Here is a 17,381-nt window from a genome sequence, read left to right on the forward strand (position 1 = left end):
TTTTCACCAGATCGCAGGCTTTTTGGTGCGCGCAAGCGATCCTTTCTGGACAAGCTCTCTCCCCCCTGAGAATGTGCCCCTTCACGACAGCAGAGGGATACCATGAGCGCGCGCAAAATCATCATCGACACAGATCCGGGCCAAGACGATGCCGTCGCCATCCTTCTGGCGCTTGCCAGCCCAGAAGAGATTGACGTCTTAGGCATCACCGCCGTAGCAGGCAATGTGCCACTCTCCCTGACATCGAAAAATGCACGCATTGTCTGTGAGTTGGCAGGTAAAGCAAACGTTAAGGTCTATGAGGGATGTGATCGCCCAATGGGACGGGCCTTGGTGACCGCAGAACATGTGCATGGAGAAACCGGTCTCAATGGGCCTGCTCTGCCGGATCCTGTCATGACCTTAGAGTCCCAACATGCGGTCGATTTCATCATCGAAACCCTGCGCAGCCACGACACCGGCACCGTCACGCTCTGTCCGCTTGGACCCCTAACCAATATCGCAACCGCGTTCACAAAAGCGCCGGACATCATTGAAAAGGTTCAGGAAATTATCCTGATGGGCGGGGCCTATTTTGAAGTTGGCAACATCACACCTACCGCTGAGTTTAACATTTACGTTGATCCACAAGCTGCTGATATTGTGTTTAAATCTGACGTATCAATTGTGGTGATGCCCCTGGATGTAACCCACAAGGTTCTGGTGACGAAACCACGCAATGATGCCTTCCGCGCGCTGGGCACCAAGGTTGGCAAAGCCGTCGCAGAAATGACGGATTTCTTTGAGAGATTTGACAAAGAGAAATATGGCTCCGAAGGTGCGCCACTTCATGATCCCTGCGTCACCGCCTACTTGATCGCGCCAGATCTCTTTTCCGGACGCCACATCAATGTGGAGATCGAAACGCAATCTGAGCTCACCATGGGCATGACCGTCGCCGACTGGTGGGGCGTGACAGAACGTACCCCCAATGCGCTCTTCATCGGGGATGTCGACGCAGACGGCTTTTTTGCGCTTTTGACAGAAAGACTGTCCCGCCTATGACCGGCGCGCTGCACCTTGCCACCGCTGACGACTTTGCCAAACTCGAAGCTCTCGTGGCGGCCTTTCACGCCGAACATCAGATCACATCGGATGCAACGCACCGGCAGACCGCGCTTCAGCCGCTTTTGGAAGGCTCCCCCTATGGGGTTGCCTATCTGATCGGCCCAAGGCGCGCGCCGGTCGGCTATGTGATTGTGACATTCACCTGGTCCATGGCATTTGCAGGGCTGAGCGGCACGATTGAGGAGGTTTTCATTCGCCCCAATGTGCGCGGGCGCGGTATGGCCTCCAATGCGTTGTTTGGCCTCTGCCAAACGCTTGAAAACAATGGTGTGGTGGCGCTCCATGTCGAAGGGTCTCCAAACCCTTCCACCTCCAGCAAGCTGTTTGCCCGGCTTGGCTTTCGCGCAGCAGAGCACGGCACACGCCTGACGCGTCTGCGCTGAAACAAGGCGCGGGGTGGCATTTTTTCCCTCCGCGCTTATGTTGCCCTCATGACCCTGCATATTCCTTTTGAAAACAGCTATGTCCGCCTGCCTGATCGGCTTTACGCCCGTCAAATGCCGACACCCGTGCGCGCGCCGCAATTGATTGCGTATAATCAGCCCCTTGGCGCCACCTTGGGCATCACCGGTACAGAAGATGAGGCGCAGCTCGCGCAGGTCTTTGCCGGCAATGTACTACCTGACGGCGCAGAGCCGCTGGCGCAGCTCTATGCCGGCCATCAATTTGGAAACTGGAACCCGCAACTGGGGGATGGTCGCGCGGTTTTGCTTGGTGAAACAAAGGGATATGACATTCAGCTTAAAGGGTCTGGGCCCACGCCTTTCTCCCGCCGTGGCGACGGGCGCGCTTGGCTGGGTCCGGTACTGCGCGAATATATCATGTCTGAGGCCATGCATGCGCTTGGTGTGCCAACAACGCGTGCGCTAGCCGCCGTCACCACCGGCGAAGAGGTCATCCGTGAACGCCCTCTGCCCGGTGCGGTTCTGACGCGGGTGGCAAGCAGTCACCTGCGCGTGGGCACCTTTCAGGTTTTGGCCGCACGGCAAGACAAAGAGGGGCTGGCCGCGCTGTTGGAATTCGCCATCGCACGTCACTACCCCGAAGCCACAAGCGCCGCAGAGTTTTTAAAGGCCGTGATCCGGTCACAGGGGAAACTTATCGCGCATTGGATGGCATTGGGGTTCATCCACGGGGTGATGAACACCGACAATGCGACAATCTCCGGCGAAACCATCGACTTTGGGCCCTGCGCCTTCATGGATACATTCCATCCCGGACAGGTGTTCTCTTCCATAGATCGAAACGGGCGCTATGCCTATGGAAATCAACCAGATATCGCCGTCTGGAACATAGCACAGCTGGCCACGGCGCTGCTGCCGCTCGAAGACAACTCCGACGCTGCGGTGGCCGAGTTTACCGATCTGGTCAACGCCATGCCAGATGTGATCCGAAGCGCTTGGCGCGCCCGTTTTGGCGCCAAGCTGGGGCTCTCTGAAGCACATGAGCAGGATGAAGCTCTCATCATTGAATTTCTCACCATCCTTTCAGAGCAAAAGGCTGATTTCACAAATGGTTTCAGATCTTTGTCGCGCACTCCTGAAAGTTCGGAGATGCTGATCCCTCACAAGGATTTTGCGTCTTGGCATACAAAATGGCAGGCAAGGCTCACGGAGGGTGAAGATGCCGTGGCACAGCATATGGCCGCGGCCAATCCGGCGCGCATCCCGCGCAATCATCAGGTGGAAGCCATGATTGCCGCCGCAGTGGCGGGTGATTTTGAACCCTTCCACCAATTGGCTGGCGCCTTGGCAGATCCCTATCAGGAGGATCCGGAGTACCGAAGCTATTGCCTGCCGCCACGACCCGAAGAAAGAGTGACACAAACCTTCTGCGGCACTTAACAAACCCGCAGCAAGACGTATCATCAGGATCAGACACCAGCATCAGAGACAGGCTCACCGTGCGTATTGCCAGTTACAATCTTCAGAAATGTGTTGGCATTGATATGCAACGGCGCCCGGCGCGGTCTATGGTGGTGATCCGGGCGCTGCGCGCAGATATCGTTGTGTTGCAGGAGGCAGACAAACGGCTCCCGCCACGTCCAACAGCCCTGCCACGCGATCTGGTCGAAAAGAAGGGGCTTATGCCCGTGGATTTTGGACAGCCTCGGGGCTCTCTTGGCTGGCATGGCAATGCGATGTTGTTGCGCCCTTCGATAAAGGTGATTGAAGCGCAGGGGTTGGATTTGCCGGGGCTGGAGCCACGAGGTGCCATTCGGGCGGATCTGGACACAGAGGAAGGCCCGATCCGGGTGATCGGCCTGCATCTTGGCCTTTTGCGGCGCTACCGCCTGATGCAGCTGAATGCCGTCTCTCGCGTGCTACGCCGCCTGCCGCCTTTGCCCACGATCATTGCTGGGGACTTCAATGAATGGGGCCCAAAAACCGCATTGGACGCGGCGACGCCAGGTTTTGATTTTGTGCCCACCGGCCATACCTTCCCCGCACCACGCCCCATTGCCGCATTGGACGGCTTTGCCCACACCGAAAATGTCATCGCGAAAAATCATGGCATTTTGACACGCATTCCAGCGCAAGCCGCCTCCGATCATCTCCCCATTTGGATGGACTTTGATGTCACTGATGAGACCCCATCACAAACATCACGTCAGACAGCCACGCGAAAGGCCAACGCATAATGACGCGCTATTTTGTTTACGATGTATTTACGAATTCGCCCTTTGGTGGCAATCCATTAGCCGTCATCCCTGATGCAACACAACTGAAGGAAGACGACCTTCAGCGCATCGCCCGCGAGTTCAATTTCTCCGAAACAACCTTTGTCTTCCCTCCCGAAGACGCCACCAACACCGCGCGGGTGCGTATTTTCACCCCCACGATGGAAATCCCCTTTGCCGGTCATCCGGTCATTGGCACCGCTGTGGCCCTCAACGATATGGGCGGTAGAGACGAGATGACGCTGGAACTGGGCATCGGGATCCTACCCTGCAAAGTACAGGCAGGTATGGCCGCGTTCACCACATCCGCACAACTGGAAATACTGGCCAAACCAGATCCGGAAACCGTGGCGGCAGCCTTAGGTATTTCCACGCAAGACATTGATTTCGAAACGCATCCGCCAACCATGGCCTCTCTAGGTCTGCCCTTTACTTTGACCCGACTCAAAAATCGCAAGGCCCTGGGCGCGATTGAAACCGATGTCTCGGCCTTTCGTGCAGGACATGCCACCTTCCCATCGAGCCTCGATTTTGCTCAATTTGCCTATACCTGCGACAGCAATACCGGCATGGTTCATGCCCGGATGTTTGCACCGCTCGACAATATCCCAGAAGATCCCGCCACCGGCAGCGCCTGTGCCACATTGGGGGCCTTGCTGTCCAAAATTGAACAGGCCCCAGTGACACTTTCTATTGTTCAGGGCGAAGATATGGGCCGGCGCAGCGAAATTTCAGTGCAAGCCGCGCAAGACAATGTCACAGTATCCGGGAGTGCGATCAAGGTCATGGAAGGGGTTCTGTGCCACAGACAGAAACAGTGATTTTGAATTGCAACATTGCCAGCAAAACCTGTGGTAACTGCTGAGTGGTTTCGATAGACAGGAAAGCCAGAAAACAAACGGATCCAAAACGGACAAGTCATGGGCGACACAATCATTGAACGGTGCGAAGCAAAAGGCCTGCGAATGACGGGGCAGCGACGCATAATTGCCGCTGTGCTACAGGACAGCACCGATCACCCCGACGTGGAAGAACTCTATGCCCGCGCCTCCGCGCGTGACGCCGGCATTTCGCTGGCCACTGTCTATCGTACCGTGAAGCTTTTTGAAGAAGCGAGGATTCTCGACAAGCTGGAGTTTGGCGACGGGCGTGCGCGCTATGAAGATGCGGAGCGGGCCCATCACGACCACCTCATCGACATCAACTCTGGCGAAGTGATCGAATTCGTCGATCCCGAGATTGAAGCGCTACAGGAAAAAATCGCAGAAAAGCTGGGCTATAAACTCAAGGGCCACCGGCTGGAGCTTTATGGCGTTCCCCTCAAACAATAGCCGCAGGCTGACAACCTTGTTGTTGGCGGCAGGCGCCTCCTCACGCATGCGTGGGCAGGACAAGCTCCTGCAACCCATTGATGGCATCCCTCTTCTGAGGGTTCTGGTAGAGCGGGTCTCAGACATCTCTGATCAGGTGCTTGTGGCCCTGCCCCAAGACCGCCCCGCCCGCGCGGCCGCTTTGAAAGGGACATCTGCACAGAGCATCGTGGTGCCAGAAGCATCAGAGGGCATGGCGCATTCACTGAAAGGGGCTTTGTCCTTTGTGCGACCTGACGCCAGTGCGGTCATGATTGTACCCGCAGATATGCCGGAGCTTACGTCAGCGGATTTTGCAACGCTTTCAGAAATGCATCAGGCCCACCCTGACCTTATCATCAGAGGGGCCGCTGAGGATGGTCGCCCGGGACATCCGGTGATCTTTCCCCAGCCTTATTTCCCCGTTCTTTCAAAACTCTCCGGCGATTTGGGCGCGCGCAGTATTTTACAGGACAACAAATCGCAAATTCATCTATGTCCTTTGCCGGAAGAGCACGCACTCACAGATCTGGACACACCAGAGGAGTGGGCCACCTGGTACGCAGCTCAATTTGATAGAGGGCTTTAGGTCAGAACAGGAAATGACCGCTGTCCAGATCGTTGATCGCCACATCTTCCAATGTGATTTGATCGCTGCCCACAAAGATCACAACATCCTCGCCGGACTGACGGATATGGTTGCTCATAAGATCGGTGTAATCCGTGATTTCCGCCACAAAAGACAGATCCATCACGTCATAACCACCTGAGACTTCAAAATCGGTTATGAGGTTCTGACCAAAGTCATTGTGGAAGACAAAGACATCGGAACCATCCCCACCTTCCAGACGATCATTCCCTTCATCCGCACGCAGCGTGTCATTGCCTGCGCCCCCAATAAGCGTATCGTTGCCGCCAGCCCCGCGCAGGAAATTGTCGCCATCATCACCGGTCAGAACATCGCTGCCGCTGTTTGACCCGATCAGATGCTCAATCCCCATGAAGCTATCTTCACCGCTGTTCTGCCCCGTGCTCAGATCAACTGTGATGCCTGATTGCAGCCCCCAATAAGAGACCGTGTCTTCGCCAGCACCGCCGATAAACGTGTCACGGCCCACTTCATCGCGGAAATAGTCATCACCTGCGCCGCCATCCATGATGTCATTGCCGCTTTGACCATAGAGGCGATCATCATCGTCCTCCCCATAAAGCCGGTCATTGCCGCTGCCGCCCAGAAGCGTGTCATCGCCGCCCTTGCCGCGCAACAGATCGCTTGCACCTTCTCCATCAATCTTATTGGCGCCCTCATCACCTGTCAGCGTATCGGAGGCCAGATTGGACCCAAAGACATGCTCAATACCGTCAAAGCTGTCCCCATCCAGAGTGTTGCCATTGCCCAGATTGATCCGCACACCGTCGCTGCTGCCCCAGTAAGAAATCGTATCTTGCCCGTCTCCACCGAGGAAAACGTCTACACCACCATCATCACGCAGGAAGTCATTGCCAGATCCGCCTTCCAGTCGGTCGTCTCCCAATCCGCCAAACAGCCGATCCGCACCGGCACCCCCCTCAAGGATATCGTCGCCATCATAGCCATACAGCGAGTCATTGCCTCCGGCTCCATCAACGTGGTTTGTCAGGTGGTTGCCCGCCAGCCAGTCCCCCCCAGTATTGGAGCCCTGAAGGTGCTCAATGCTGTTGAAACTGTCTCCACTGGAATTGGCCCCCGTGGTGAGGTTGGCGCTTACCCCGGATTGATCCCCCCAGTACGACACGGTGTCCTGTCCATTGCCGCCCACGAACACATCCCGACCACTGACATCGCGCAGGAAATCATTGCCATCTCCGCCTTTGAGCGTGTCATTGCCAGAGCGTCCATAAAGCCGATCATCGCCACCTGCCCCATGCAGAAGATTGTCCCCCGCATCGCCAAAGATCGTGTCATTGGCCAGGTTTGACCCATAGATGTTTTCAATGCTGTTGTACGTGTCTGAACTGTTGTTGGCCCCGGTTTCAAGATCTACGAACACCGCTGTCTGGTGCCCCCAATAAGCAGCCGTGTCGCGCCCATTGCCGCCCACAAAATCGTCGCTTCCGCCATCATCGCGCAGATAGTCGTCGCCGTCGCCACCAACCATCTTGTCGTCACCTGCGCCGCCAAAAATCCGGTCGTTGCCTGCTTTACCTTCAAGGCGGTCATTCATGTCCCCGCCGATCAACGTGTCCTCACCAGTGCCGCCATTAAGATTGTCGCGCCCACCGGACCCGCGGATATAATCATCGCCGCCACTGCCGTAGATTACATCATCGCCACTGCCACCGTTGAACACATCCGCAGAACTGTTCCCCATGACAACCTGCGCATGCTCAATGGTGATCTCGATAACCTCATATGGGTTCAGAGTGACCGTCAAATCAGAGACGCGATCCCCTAATTCAAGCTGGGACACCTCAGTCAATGAGGCCGCAACATCTGTTTCCGTGGCAAAGTAGAAGTCGTCCATGCTGCTCGGACGGCCAACACCGGGACGCAGATAGATATCTTCTGGTTTGGGCAGGTAGGTCAGCCACTGACTACCGCTCAGCTTGAAAAACGATTCATCATAAGCGTCTCCCAACACATCAATCAGCTCCGCCCGTTCAGCATCGTCCACTTTGCGGCGGGACAACCTTGAAACGAGGTTACCGTCCTCATCATAGGCCGCATTGTCACTTTGGCCATCGGAGCTGTTGGCATCAATTCCAATGGTGCGCCCGCTCCAGCTCAGCGCGTGTGGCGCCAATAATGACAGATCAAGAGAGAACTCTTCCGCAAAATTATCGCTATGTGAGGTCACATAGATCACACTGCGATAGCCATTGGTGTAGCCATTCACCTCCAGCTCAGTTGGATCAAACCCGCCAAGGTCCACAGTGTACATCGGCGTGCTAGAGGCGCCGAGGCTCTCCGCCATCAACTTCAGCGCCATGCCGGAGGGGGTTAATTCAATTGCCCCTGCGTCCCCACTGGCACCGGCAACGGCCGTCGTGGTGTTATGGCGGAGTGTCCAGAAATCAGCGCCATCCACGCCCAATTCCATCATATTTTGAAACTGCTCAACCACAACGCCAGCACCGCGAAGACCCATCCAGGCCCAAGTGTTGGTTTCCACGTTCCACTCAGTCACCTGAATGTCGAGATTCTGAGGCATCATGGCTTCCCAGGTGGCAAACCGCAGATCCAGCGCCTTGATCTCGGACCGTGTTGCCACATCCGTCAGATCATAGCCCTCAACATTATCGTCATAATAGTAATGCGCAATGATCCCATCGATGCCGTTGGTCGTGGTGTCTTTCTGGAACCCATTGGTGATGTCGTGATCCGCATCAAGCTGCTCCAGCAACTCAAGATTGCCCTTGATCACACGCTGATGGAAATTGCTTAGGCCGACGTAGTATTTCTGCGCGCTCTGCCCATCCTGCCAGTCATCTGGCCGGAAGTCTGGATCCCAATGCTCCATAGCGGCGATCGCGTCAGCGTCGCTGATGGAGCCATAGCTGCCACCTTTGTAGTTGGAGGCGCCCCCCACCACGTTGGAAGTCTGCACCCAAATTTGCGGCTGATGACCATTTACCGTGACCGTGCCAAGCGCCTTGGCAATGTCATAGGCATTTTCACCATATTCAATTTCATCAATTTCGGCCCAGAATTCATTGCCAATTTCATAACCAACAATCAGATCGGCCTTATCGCCCATATAGGTGAGCATCAGTTCGGCCCAGTCCTGCACATCACGGACATTGGCGTGCTCGTCGGTCAATGCAGGCAACACAAGAGTGGTGCGACTGTCGGTGTCCATCGCCCAATCCAAATACGCTCTGAGATCTTCGCGCAACTGATCGGAGCCACTTTCGCTGCGGTCCAGCTCGATGATGTTCTCAGAGGCCGCACGTCCGCCGGGATAGCGCAATCGGGTCGCGCCCACCTCATCTACGGCATCAATGTAAAGATCGTTAGGAACACCATCTGTTTCGTTGGTCCGCCCCAGAAGGTTGGCCCCGAACATGTCCGCGCGCACCTCTACCGGTGCACTACTGTGATCCACAGTAATGGTAATAGGCATAAAACTGTCCTCAGAGTCGTCAGTGGCGCGGCGTGCGGATGGTGATGTCCAGCTTCGTGGAAACGCATCCTGTGCTTCGCGACATCAGCACTTTTGCTCTGATGCGTTCAGTAGGAGAAATCTGTTTGTCTAACATAGCCTCGTCCCCACGATATGGCCCCCCACGGGCCGATACAAATCCCACATTCAGAGGTAAGTTACGTCTCTTAACGAACCTAAAACAAAGCATCAGCAACTTTACTTAAGTAATATAATAATTTGTTTTTAAAAAATATTTCGCCTCAAACCCCAGTATTCATACTGTTTTGAAGGCAGATCAAAAATTTCTCCGCTGCGGGCCGATATTTTCCAAATTTTAAGAAGATGCACAGTGCCCAAAAGCTGCCACATTCTCGTCACTTGAGCGCCAAACCCAATGAAACAAGGCTGCAAAGCTGCCGCATTTGACGCCGAGGAGGTGGTATCGATTCGCAAACAACCGACGAAGTTTCCTATCAACACAGGTCCGAATTGATCTTTGCCCGCCCCCCAAACGCACAATGAATGCATCCGTTGGCGCCGGCGCGCGCCTTGATTACCCTGCGATCAACGTACGCTGCACCGCCCGACCGGTCACGGATGTGAAGAACTCAGATCGGCTCACAAGCCAAAATCCGGCATCAGAAGTCGCCACCGCATCAGACAGCGGCACCAAACTGCCCGCTGCCAAAAGATCCTCCACAACCCCCATCCAGGCCAGAGTGGCACCTGCCCCAGTCAACGCCAGATGAAGCGCGAAACCATGGTCATTGACGGTCATTCTATCTGCTGACTGCAAATGTTCGTTGCCTGTCTGACTGCGCCATTCCTCCCAACCGATCCAGCGTTCTTCCGGATCGTCCTGCTCAATGATGGTTATCCCCCCCGTGTCACTGTCGTCCGATGTGTTGCGGAAGGTCTGTACCAAATCTGGGGATGCCACGGGGCAGACAATCTCTGGCATAAGCAAGCGCCCCTCAAGACCGGACCACGGCCCTTTGCCAAAAAGGATCATGCAATCTGCATCTTCATTCAGGATATCGGTATCCTTGACCAGAGTGACCACTTTCACCGGCAGGCCAAGCGCCTTGGAAAGCGCGGGCAGCTTCGAAGATAGCCAGTGGGTGCCAATTCCGGGGTATGTCGCAATCGTGAAGACAGATGTCTCAGAGCTTTGCCGCAATCTGTTTGATGTACGTCGGATTGAATCAAAGGCATGCGACAGAGTCTCATACAGCTCATGGGCCGCGGCAGTCGGGATCAATCGCCCACGCTCTTTGGCAAAGAGAGTGACACCAAGATCATCCTCTAAACGCTTGATTTGATAGCTTATTGCTGGCTGCTGCACATTTAATCGCTTAGCAGCGGCGGTATAGCTGCCAAGTAAAAAAGCTTCTTCAAAGGCACGCAGGCCTTTCAGGGTTGGTAAACTGTCTGCCATAAATTTTTTCAATCTCCTCCGTAATTTTTTCCTTATACCACTTACGTCATTTTCGAAATAACCAATTGCTTCAAGACGCGTACATGAGATGAGGAGAGCCCATGCCCGCACCAATCGACACCATTCTCGAAGCGGCACGCAAGCACGCTGATGAGGTGATCAAACCCAATGTAAATGCTTGGAACGAAGCCGCCGTTTGGCCGCGCGATGCGTCTGACAAGGCGGCCGCGCTGGGTTTGACGGGCCTTTACGCCCCAGAAGACCTTGGCGGTCAGGGGCTGTCTCTGGGCGACGGCATCCGAGTTTACGAAGAGCTTGGCAAGGGAGATGGCGCATATGCTTTCGCTCTGTCCATGCACAACATCTGCACCTTTGCCGGCTGCGGCTATGGCACAGATGCGTTCAAAGAAACATGGGCCCGCGAACTGACATCTGGCCGCAAACTTGCGAACTTTGCCCTCACTGAGCCGCAGTCAGGCTCGGACGCAACCAATATGTACAGCCGTGCGGTGATCAATGACGATGGCACATGGACGATCAATGGCGCGAAGGCCTGGGTGTCTTTGGCTGGGGAAGCGGACATCTATTTCACCGTTGTGAAAACCACCGATGAACCCGGTCACCATGACATGGCCATGATTGCAATCCCGGCTGATGCAGCGGGGCTGAGCTTTGGCCCGCGCTATGACACCCCATCCTATGAGTTTTTGCCACTCTCTGAGATGTACATGAAAGACGTGGTGGTGTCGGAAGACAACATCATCCTGCCAGTTGGTCAGGGCCTGCAAGGCTCGTTGATGGCCATCGACATCGCCCGCGTTTCCATTGCCTCGGGATGCTGTGGCCTGATGGAAGCCGCGCTGGACACGGCTTTGGCCTATGCCAAGAACCGCAAGATGTTTGGCGGCAAGAACCTTGATCTGGACGGCATCCAATGGATGCTTGGGGATGTGGCCACCGAATTGGAAGCCTCACGCCTGCTCTATCGGGCCGCGGCCAATGCTCTTGGCACACCTGAGGGCCCGGTTATGGCGGCCCATGCCAAACGCTTCGTGCCAGACGCCGCTGTCAAAGCGGCCAACACCTGCACACAGGTTCTTGGCGGCATGGGGCTGCTCAAACCCTATGGCATGGATCGCCTGTCGCGCCTCAGTCAGATGCTGCGCATTGTCGATGGCACGACCGAGATCAGCCGAGTTGTGATTGGCCGCAGTCTTCAAAAACGGGCAAAGTCACTTCCAGATCTACCAGTTCCCAAGGGGTTCGGCGAAAGCTGACCCCCAACCGGGAAGCCCGGTACATCGAGAAAATCCGCATTGGTCATTTAGGGAGGAGCGACCATGCAAGAGAACTTTGACAAGTTCGACAAGGCCACGGCCAATTTTGTGCCGCTGTCGCCAGTGTCATTTTTAAACCGCGCAGAGGCGCTGCATGGTCAGCGCACAGCCGTCATCTATGGTGATCTGCACCGCAGCTGGGCCGAGATGGCGACCCGCACGCGCGCCGTTGCGGCGGGGCTTAGGGCACAGGGCATTGGCCGGGGGGACACGGTCTCCGTACTGTGCCCCAATATTCCAGAGTTGTTTGAGCTGCATTTCGCCCTGCCAATGACCGGTGCGGTGATCAACACGCTCAACACGCGGTTAGAGCCAGAAACGATCGCCTATATTCTTGATCATGCCGATACAAAGGTTGTGATCGTGGATCGGGAGCTTATTCCTCTTCTGTCGCAAGCATTTGAGCTGCTTGGTCGCACGATCCCTGTGATTGAGATCACCGACCCCGCTGCGGCGCAGACGGCAACATTGGGCGGCCCTGACTACGAGACTTTGCTGGCGCATGGGGAAACCGACGCAGGCGCAGGCTGGCCGCAGGATGAATGGGATGCCATCGCGCTGAACTATACGTCCGGCACCTCTGGCCGCCCCAAAGGCGTGGTTTACCATCACCGGGGCGCCTATCTTATGGCGCTGGGCACGGTGGCCGCATGGCAAATGCCGCATTATCCGGTCTATCTCTCGGTCGTGCCAATGTTTCACTGCAATGGCTGGGGGCACCCTTGGGTGATCGCCATGCTGGGGGGCACCATGGTCTTCACCCGCACACCCGCACCAGATCTGATCCTCAATGCCATCCGCACCCATGGCGTGACTCATTTTGGCGCAGCGCCGATTGTGTTGCAGATGCTGGCTGAGGCTGAAACAGGCGACAGTGCCCGCTTTGATCCACCCATTCGCGTGTTGACGGCAGGTGCCCCACCGCCCCCTTCCGTATTGGAAAAAACCCGCGCCATGGGCTTTGACGTGATGCAGGTTTACGGCCTGACCGAAACCTATGGCCACATCTCCAAATGCCTCTGGCAAGAAGGCTGGGATGCGCTTGCCCCCGGTCAACAGGCCGAATTGCAAGCCCAGCAGGGCATCGCCCTGCCGATGGTCGAAGCGGTCTCGGTGATTGATACCGCCACGGGCCAGCCCGTGGAACGTGATGGGGCGACACAGGGTGAAATCGGCATCCGCGGCAATACGGTCATGAAAGGCTACTACAAAGACCCGGAGGCCACCGCCAAAAGCTTTGACAAAGGATGGTTCTGGTCTGGTGACGCCGCCGTGGTGCATCCCGATGGCTACATGCAGATCCGCGACCGGCTGAAAGATGTGATCATCTCGGGAGGGGAAAACATCTCCTCTGTTGAAATTGAGGCTGTGCTCTATCGCCACCCTGCGGTGCAAGCAGCGGCGGTGGTTGCCATGCCACATGAGAAATGGGGGGAAACCCCTTGTGCCTTCATTGAACTGCGCCCTGAAACCGAGGCAACAGTAGAGGAGATTATCAGCTTCTGCCGCGCCCATCTGGCGGGTTTCAAAGCGCCAAAGGCCGTCGTCTTTCAAGAACTGCCCAAGACTTCCACCGGAAAAATTCAGAAATTTGCGCTGCGTGATGCGGCCAAAACCATGGTACTCTAAATGGTCTATACAATCTCTCATTCACGCCGCCTGCGTTCAACGCCCTTCACTCCCGGTGTCGAAGCCGCTGGCGTCACGTCATACACCGTCTACAACCGCATGCTTCTGCCAACGGTTTTTGACAGCGTGGAAAGTGACTACCGTCATCTCAAGGAACATGTTCAGGTCTGGGACGTGTCCGTAGAGCGTCAGATTGAACTCAACGGGCCGGACGCCTCACATCTGATGCAGTTGATGACACCGCGTAACTTGCGCAAGATGCAGTCAGATCAGTGTTATTATGTGCCGATCACAGACGAAGACGGTAAAATGCTGAATGATCCTGTGGCGATCAAGCACAGCGAAACACGTTGGTGGATCTCCATCGCAGACAGCGACTTGATACTCTGGATCAAAGGATTGGCAGTCGGGCGCGGATTGAATGTGCGGGTGTTTGAACCTGATGTCTCCCCACTTGCCGTACAAGGCCCAAAGGCAGAAACCCTGATGGCGCGCGTTTTTGGTGAGGAGATTTATGACATCCGTTTCTTCCGCTACAAGCGGCTCGCCTTCGGAGAGACCTCTTTCATCGTGGCGCGTTCGGGATACTCAAAACAGGGCGGCTTTGAGATCTACGTTGAAGGCAGTGAGAACGGCATGCCGCTTTGGAATGCCCTTTTTGGCGCAGGTCAAGATCTCCATGTACGCCCGGGCTGCCCCAATCTGATTGAACGGATCGAAGGCGGATTGCTGAGCTATGGCAATGACATGAACATGGAAAACTCGCCGCTGGAATGCGGTCTTGGCAAGTTCTGCCCGCCCGCCGAAGACATTGCCCATATCGGCATTGAAGCGATGTCGCAGGAACGCAATGCTGGACCTCATCGTCAGATCCGGCCAATATCGGTCATTGGCGCACCGCTCTCGCCAGCGCGCGCTATTTGGCCACTGACGCGTGATGGCGTACGCGTGGGGCAAATCACATCCGCGACATGGTCGCCGGACTTTGATACCAATGTCGCCATTGGAATGGTTGACGCGGGCCACTGGGAGGCTGGCACCGTGTTGATTGTGGAAACGCCTGAAGGGCCGCGGGAGGCCATCATAGAGGAGACGTTCTGGATCTAACGCGCACAAGACCCGTGGCCTTGAACGCGTAATAAGAAATACCCTAGGGAGGAACACATGGCCCAAAAGCCACCACTAATGGAATTGCCCATCAAAACAGCCGAAGGCGGCTTCTATGATGGCTTCAGCAAGGACGTGACCATCACGGCCAAGATCTTAATCGGTGCCCTGATCATCTGGGCAATCGCATTTCCAGACAATGCTGCAAGCGTTCTCAGCACACTCAACAGCTTCCTTCTGGCCAGTTTCGCCAGTTGGTATATCTGGGTTGTTGCCTTTTTCATCATTGTCTGCGTCGTTCTTGCCATCCTGCCCTCAACCGGACGGTTGCGTATGGGCCTGCCTGATGATGAACCGGAATTTTCAAGTTTTTCCTGGTTCTCCATGATGTTTGGCGCCGGGATTGGCATTGGTATGCTGACCTTCGCTACCGCAGAGCCGATGTACCATTTTGCCAACAACCCTGAAGTCATTCAGGGATTGGCTGAAGGCTCTTCGGCGGACAATGTCCGCTATGCCTACAAATGGTCCTTCCTGCATTGGGGCTTCTCAGCCTGGGCTTGCTATGCCCTCGTGGGCCTCTCGCTGGGCTATTTTTCCTATCGCCGCAACCTGCCGCTGACAATTCGTTCCGGCCTGTCCCCCCTGTTTGGCTCCAGCCTGTCTGGCCCATTGGGACATGTCATCGACATCGTGGCCGTGGTGGCAACCGTGCTTGGTGTGGCGCAGACCCTGGGCTTTGGTGTAGAACAATTTGTGGCTGGCATGCACCGCATCGGCATTGGGGACTGGCTGCTCAATGATGACGGTAAAGCCACAACATCGGCCATCATCTTTGCCCTGCTGATCATCATGGGCGCGTCCACATTGTCCGCGCTTTCCGGTGTCGGCAAAGGCATCAAATGGCTCTCCAACATCAACATGGGCCTCAGCTTCTTCCTGCTGGCCTTCTTCTTGATCTTCGGCTCTGCCTTCTTTGGTCTCAAAGCGCTGTTTGTCGGCCTGTTTGACTACATCGTGGCCCTGCCAAGCCTGTTGTTCACCGTGTGGCGGCCGGATGGCACCGAGGTTGGCGATGCGCTGGCGGGCTGGCAAGGTGGCTGGTCGGTCTTCTACTGGGCCTGGTGGATTGCTTTTGCCCCATTTGTGGGCGTGTTCCTTGCGCGTATTTCTCGCGGACGCACCGTGCGCGAATATGTGCTTGGCGCGATCATCATCCCATCCGTGATGTGTTTCTTCTGGTTCACAATCGTGGGCGGCACCGCCATTGATCTGACCTTGAACGGAACCGCCGGCGATGCCATTTCCGGCGCAGGCCAGCAGGCCCAGCTCTTTGCCATGCTGGATGTGATCCTTTCCAGTGGTTTCGCATGGATCATGGCGGTCATCGTGGTGGTTTTGCTGCTGACCTATCTGGTCACCTCCGCAGACAGCGCCGTGCTGATTGTGAACACCATCAACTCAGGCGGCGACGAAGGCCCCAAAGGGCGCCCGCATATCATCTTCTGGGGTGTGGCGCTGGCGCTGGTTGTGGGCGCGCTTCTGATCATGGGCGGACTGGGTGCCATCCAGACAGCCATGGTCATCGGGGCCCTCCCCTTCAGCATTGTGATGGCTTTGATGGGCATCGCGCTGATCAAGGGCATTTTGCGTGACAGTCGTCGCGAAGCCCTTGGTGTACAAAGCGTACATACTGAGTAAAAACTTATTTCAGGTCGGGCCCTTCGGGGCCCGCCTACCCCTTCTAACTTAACGAACTGAGGCCGCATCACATGGCGCAACACCATCCCGCCTTTTCTTTTACCAATGTCACTGTCACCCAGGATCAAGAGGATGATGGTATCTGGGTCGCCACCCTCAATCGCGCGTCCAAACGCAATGCGCTGGACGCAGCGACCATTGAAGAGCTGATCGAGTTGTTTTCCAAGGCGCCACGTCTGGGTGCCAAGGCCATTGTGCTGGCAGCGGCAGGCGATCATTTCTGCGCGGGCCTCGATCTTATCGAACATCATGACGAAGACCGCAGCCCAGCCGACTTCATGCATGTCTGCCTACGCTGGCATGAAGCCTTCAACAAAATGGAATACGGCGGCGTGCCGGTCATTGCCGCTCTGCATGGCGCAGTTGTCGGTGGCGGCCTCGAACTGGCCAGCTCGGCTCATGTCCGCGTGGCGGATGAAAGCACCTATTTCGCGCTGCCAGAAGGCCAACGCGGCCTCTTTACGGGTGGCGGTGCCACCATCCGTGTGGCGGACCTCGTGGGCAAGTCCCGCATGATCGACATGATGCTGACCGGCCGTGTCTATCAGGGGCAGGAAGCCATGGACGTGGGATTGATGCAATATCTTGTGTCTGGCTCCAGCTTTGACAAAGCCATGGAACTCGCCCGCCGTGCCGCCGCCAACCTGCCACTGTCCAACTTCGCAATCTGCTCCGCCGTCAGCCATATGCAAAACATGTCTGCGCTGGATGCCGCCTATTGCGAAGCCGTGATTGCTGGCGTGGTCAACACCCAGCCTGACGCCCGCGCCCGTCTTGATGCCTTTGCCAAAAAGACCGCCGCACGGGTTCGGCCCAACGACTAAGCTCGCCTTCTTTGTCACAGCAGAA

At 56.0% G+C, this 17,381-nt stretch carries 14 protein-coding genes; 12 read left to right on the forward strand and 2 right to left on the reverse strand.

Annotated elements, in window-relative coordinates; translation table 11 throughout:
• The first annotated feature begins 102 nt into the window (after window positions 1-102).
• The 7 genes from SHM7688_RS15545 (at window position 103) to SHM7688_RS15575 (ending at window position 5,725) form a co-directional block, all read left to right on the forward strand.
• Window positions 103-1,044 (forward strand): nucleoside hydrolase, encoded by a 942-nt coding sequence (locus SHM7688_RS15545; protein ID WP_058240834.1) that lies wholly within the window; start codon window positions 103-105, stop codon window positions 1,042-1,044.
• Window positions 1,041-1,490 (forward strand): GNAT family N-acetyltransferase, encoded by a 450-nt coding sequence (locus SHM7688_RS15550; RefSeq protein WP_058240835.1) that lies wholly within the window; start codon window positions 1,041-1,043, stop codon window positions 1,488-1,490. The genes SHM7688_RS15545 and SHM7688_RS15550 overlap by 4 nt, the downstream gene beginning before the upstream one ends.
• A 48-nt stretch (window positions 1,491-1,538) precedes the next feature.
• Entirely contained in the window at window positions 1,539-2,951 is a 1,413-nt protein-coding gene (locus tag SHM7688_RS15555; RefSeq protein WP_058240836.1) for a protein adenylyltransferase SelO, read from the forward strand.
• Between the two features lie 59 nt (window positions 2,952-3,010).
• On the forward strand, window positions 3,011-3,748 hold the full coding sequence (locus SHM7688_RS15560) for an endonuclease/exonuclease/phosphatase family protein (RefSeq protein WP_223229181.1): 738 nt from the start codon (window positions 3,011-3,013) through the stop codon (window positions 3,746-3,748).
• The gene (locus SHM7688_RS15565) at window positions 3,748-4,608 is read left to right on the forward strand and encodes a PhzF family phenazine biosynthesis protein (RefSeq protein ID WP_058240837.1); all 861 of its coding nucleotides are present in this window, start codon (window positions 3,748-3,750) and stop codon (window positions 4,606-4,608) included. The genes SHM7688_RS15560 and SHM7688_RS15565 overlap by 1 nt, the downstream gene beginning before the upstream one ends.
• A 99-nt stretch (window positions 4,609-4,707) precedes the next feature.
• Entirely contained in the window at window positions 4,708-5,118 is a 411-nt protein-coding gene (locus SHM7688_RS15570) for a Fur family transcriptional regulator (RefSeq protein ID WP_058240838.1), read from the forward strand.
• Window positions 5,096-5,725, forward strand: a complete 630-nt coding sequence (locus SHM7688_RS15575) for a nucleotidyltransferase family protein (RefSeq protein ID WP_058240839.1) — start codon at window positions 5,096-5,098, stop codon at window positions 5,723-5,725. The genes SHM7688_RS15570 and SHM7688_RS15575 overlap by 23 nt, the downstream gene beginning before the upstream one ends.
• A 1-nt stretch (window position 5,726) precedes the next feature.
• Here SHM7688_RS15575 and SHM7688_RS15580 read toward each other — a convergent pair whose 3' ends face one another.
• Together SHM7688_RS15580 and SHM7688_RS15585 are read right to left on the reverse strand one after the other, a co-directional pair.
• On the reverse strand, window positions 5,727-9,239 hold the full coding sequence (locus SHM7688_RS15580) for a calcium-binding protein (protein ID WP_058240840.1): 3,513 nt from the start codon (window positions 9,237-9,239) through the stop codon (window positions 5,727-5,729).
• Between the two features lie 574 nt (window positions 9,240-9,813).
• The gene (locus SHM7688_RS15585; protein WP_058240841.1) at window positions 9,814-10,698 is read right to left on the reverse strand and encodes a LysR family transcriptional regulator; all 885 of its coding nucleotides are present in this window, start codon (window positions 10,696-10,698) and stop codon (window positions 9,814-9,816) included.
• Between the two features lie 101 nt (window positions 10,699-10,799).
• On the opposite strand from SHM7688_RS15585, the gene SHM7688_RS15590 reads away from it, so the two are divergent.
• The 5 genes from SHM7688_RS15590 (at window position 10,800) to SHM7688_RS15610 (ending at window position 17,356) form a co-directional block, all read left to right on the forward strand.
• On the forward strand, window positions 10,800-11,975 hold the full coding sequence (locus SHM7688_RS15590) for an acyl-CoA dehydrogenase family protein (RefSeq protein ID WP_058240842.1): 1,176 nt from the start codon (window positions 10,800-10,802) through the stop codon (window positions 11,973-11,975).
• A gap of 63 nt (window positions 11,976-12,038) precedes the next feature.
• On the forward strand, window positions 12,039-13,664 hold the full coding sequence (locus tag SHM7688_RS15595) for an AMP-binding protein (protein ID WP_058240843.1): 1,626 nt from the start codon (window positions 12,039-12,041) through the stop codon (window positions 13,662-13,664).
• Window positions 13,665-14,771, forward strand: coding sequence for a dimethylsulfoniopropionate demethylase (locus tag SHM7688_RS15600; protein WP_058240844.1), 1,107 nt, complete (start codon window positions 13,665-13,667; stop codon window positions 14,769-14,771).
• A gap of 57 nt (window positions 14,772-14,828) precedes the next feature.
• Entirely contained in the window at window positions 14,829-16,472 is a 1,644-nt protein-coding gene (locus SHM7688_RS15605; protein WP_058240845.1) for a BCCT family transporter, read from the forward strand.
• Window positions 16,473-16,543: 71 nt separating this feature from the next.
• Complete coding sequence (locus tag SHM7688_RS15610) at window positions 16,544-17,356, forward strand: crotonase/enoyl-CoA hydratase family protein (protein ID WP_058240846.1); 813 nt, start codon at window positions 16,544-16,546, stop codon at window positions 17,354-17,356.
• Window positions 17,357-17,381 lie beyond the last annotated feature (25 nt).

The sequence above is a fragment of the Shimia marina genome, from assembly GCF_001458175.1.
GTDB lineage: Bacteria > Pseudomonadota > Alphaproteobacteria > Rhodobacterales > Rhodobacteraceae > Shimia > Shimia marina.

Excerpts from the sequence above, each read along its gene's own strand:
- SHM7688_RS15605 (WP_058240845.1), top strand. The coding sequence starts at position 14,829 with ATGGCCCAAAAGCCACCACTAATGGAATTGCCCATCAAAACAGCCGAA.
- SHM7688_RS15575 (WP_058240839.1), top strand. The coding sequence starts at position 5,096 with ATGGCGTTCCCCTCAAACAATAGCCGCAGGCTGACAACCTTGTTGTTG.
- SHM7688_RS15570 (WP_058240838.1), top strand. The coding sequence starts at position 4,708 with ATGGGCGACACAATCATTGAACGGTGCGAAGCAAAAGGCCTGCGAATG.
- SHM7688_RS15555 (WP_058240836.1), top strand. The coding sequence starts at position 1,539 with ATGACCCTGCATATTCCTTTTGAAAACAGCTATGTCCGCCTGCCTGAT.
- SHM7688_RS15590 (WP_058240842.1), top strand. The coding sequence starts at position 10,800 with ATGCCCGCACCAATCGACACCATTCTCGAAGCGGCACGCAAGCACGCT.
- SHM7688_RS15580 (WP_058240840.1), bottom strand. The coding sequence starts at position 9,239 with ATGCCTATTACCATTACTGTGGATCACAGTAGTGCACCGGTAGAGGTG.
- SHM7688_RS15595 (WP_058240843.1), top strand. The coding sequence starts at position 12,039 with ATGCAAGAGAACTTTGACAAGTTCGACAAGGCCACGGCCAATTTTGTG.
- SHM7688_RS15585 (WP_058240841.1), bottom strand. The coding sequence starts at position 10,698 with ATGGCAGACAGTTTACCAACCCTGAAAGGCCTGCGTGCCTTTGAAGAA.
- SHM7688_RS15565 (WP_058240837.1), top strand. The coding sequence starts at position 3,748 with ATGACGCGCTATTTTGTTTACGATGTATTTACGAATTCGCCCTTTGGT.
- SHM7688_RS15550 (WP_058240835.1), top strand. The coding sequence starts at position 1,041 with ATGACCGGCGCGCTGCACCTTGCCACCGCTGACGACTTTGCCAAACTC.
- SHM7688_RS15545 (WP_058240834.1), top strand. The coding sequence starts at position 103 with ATGAGCGCGCGCAAAATCATCATCGACACAGATCCGGGCCAAGACGAT.
- SHM7688_RS15610 (WP_058240846.1), top strand. The coding sequence starts at position 16,544 with ATGGCGCAACACCATCCCGCCTTTTCTTTTACCAATGTCACTGTCACC.
- SHM7688_RS15600 (WP_058240844.1), top strand. The coding sequence starts at position 13,665 with ATGGTCTATACAATCTCTCATTCACGCCGCCTGCGTTCAACGCCCTTC.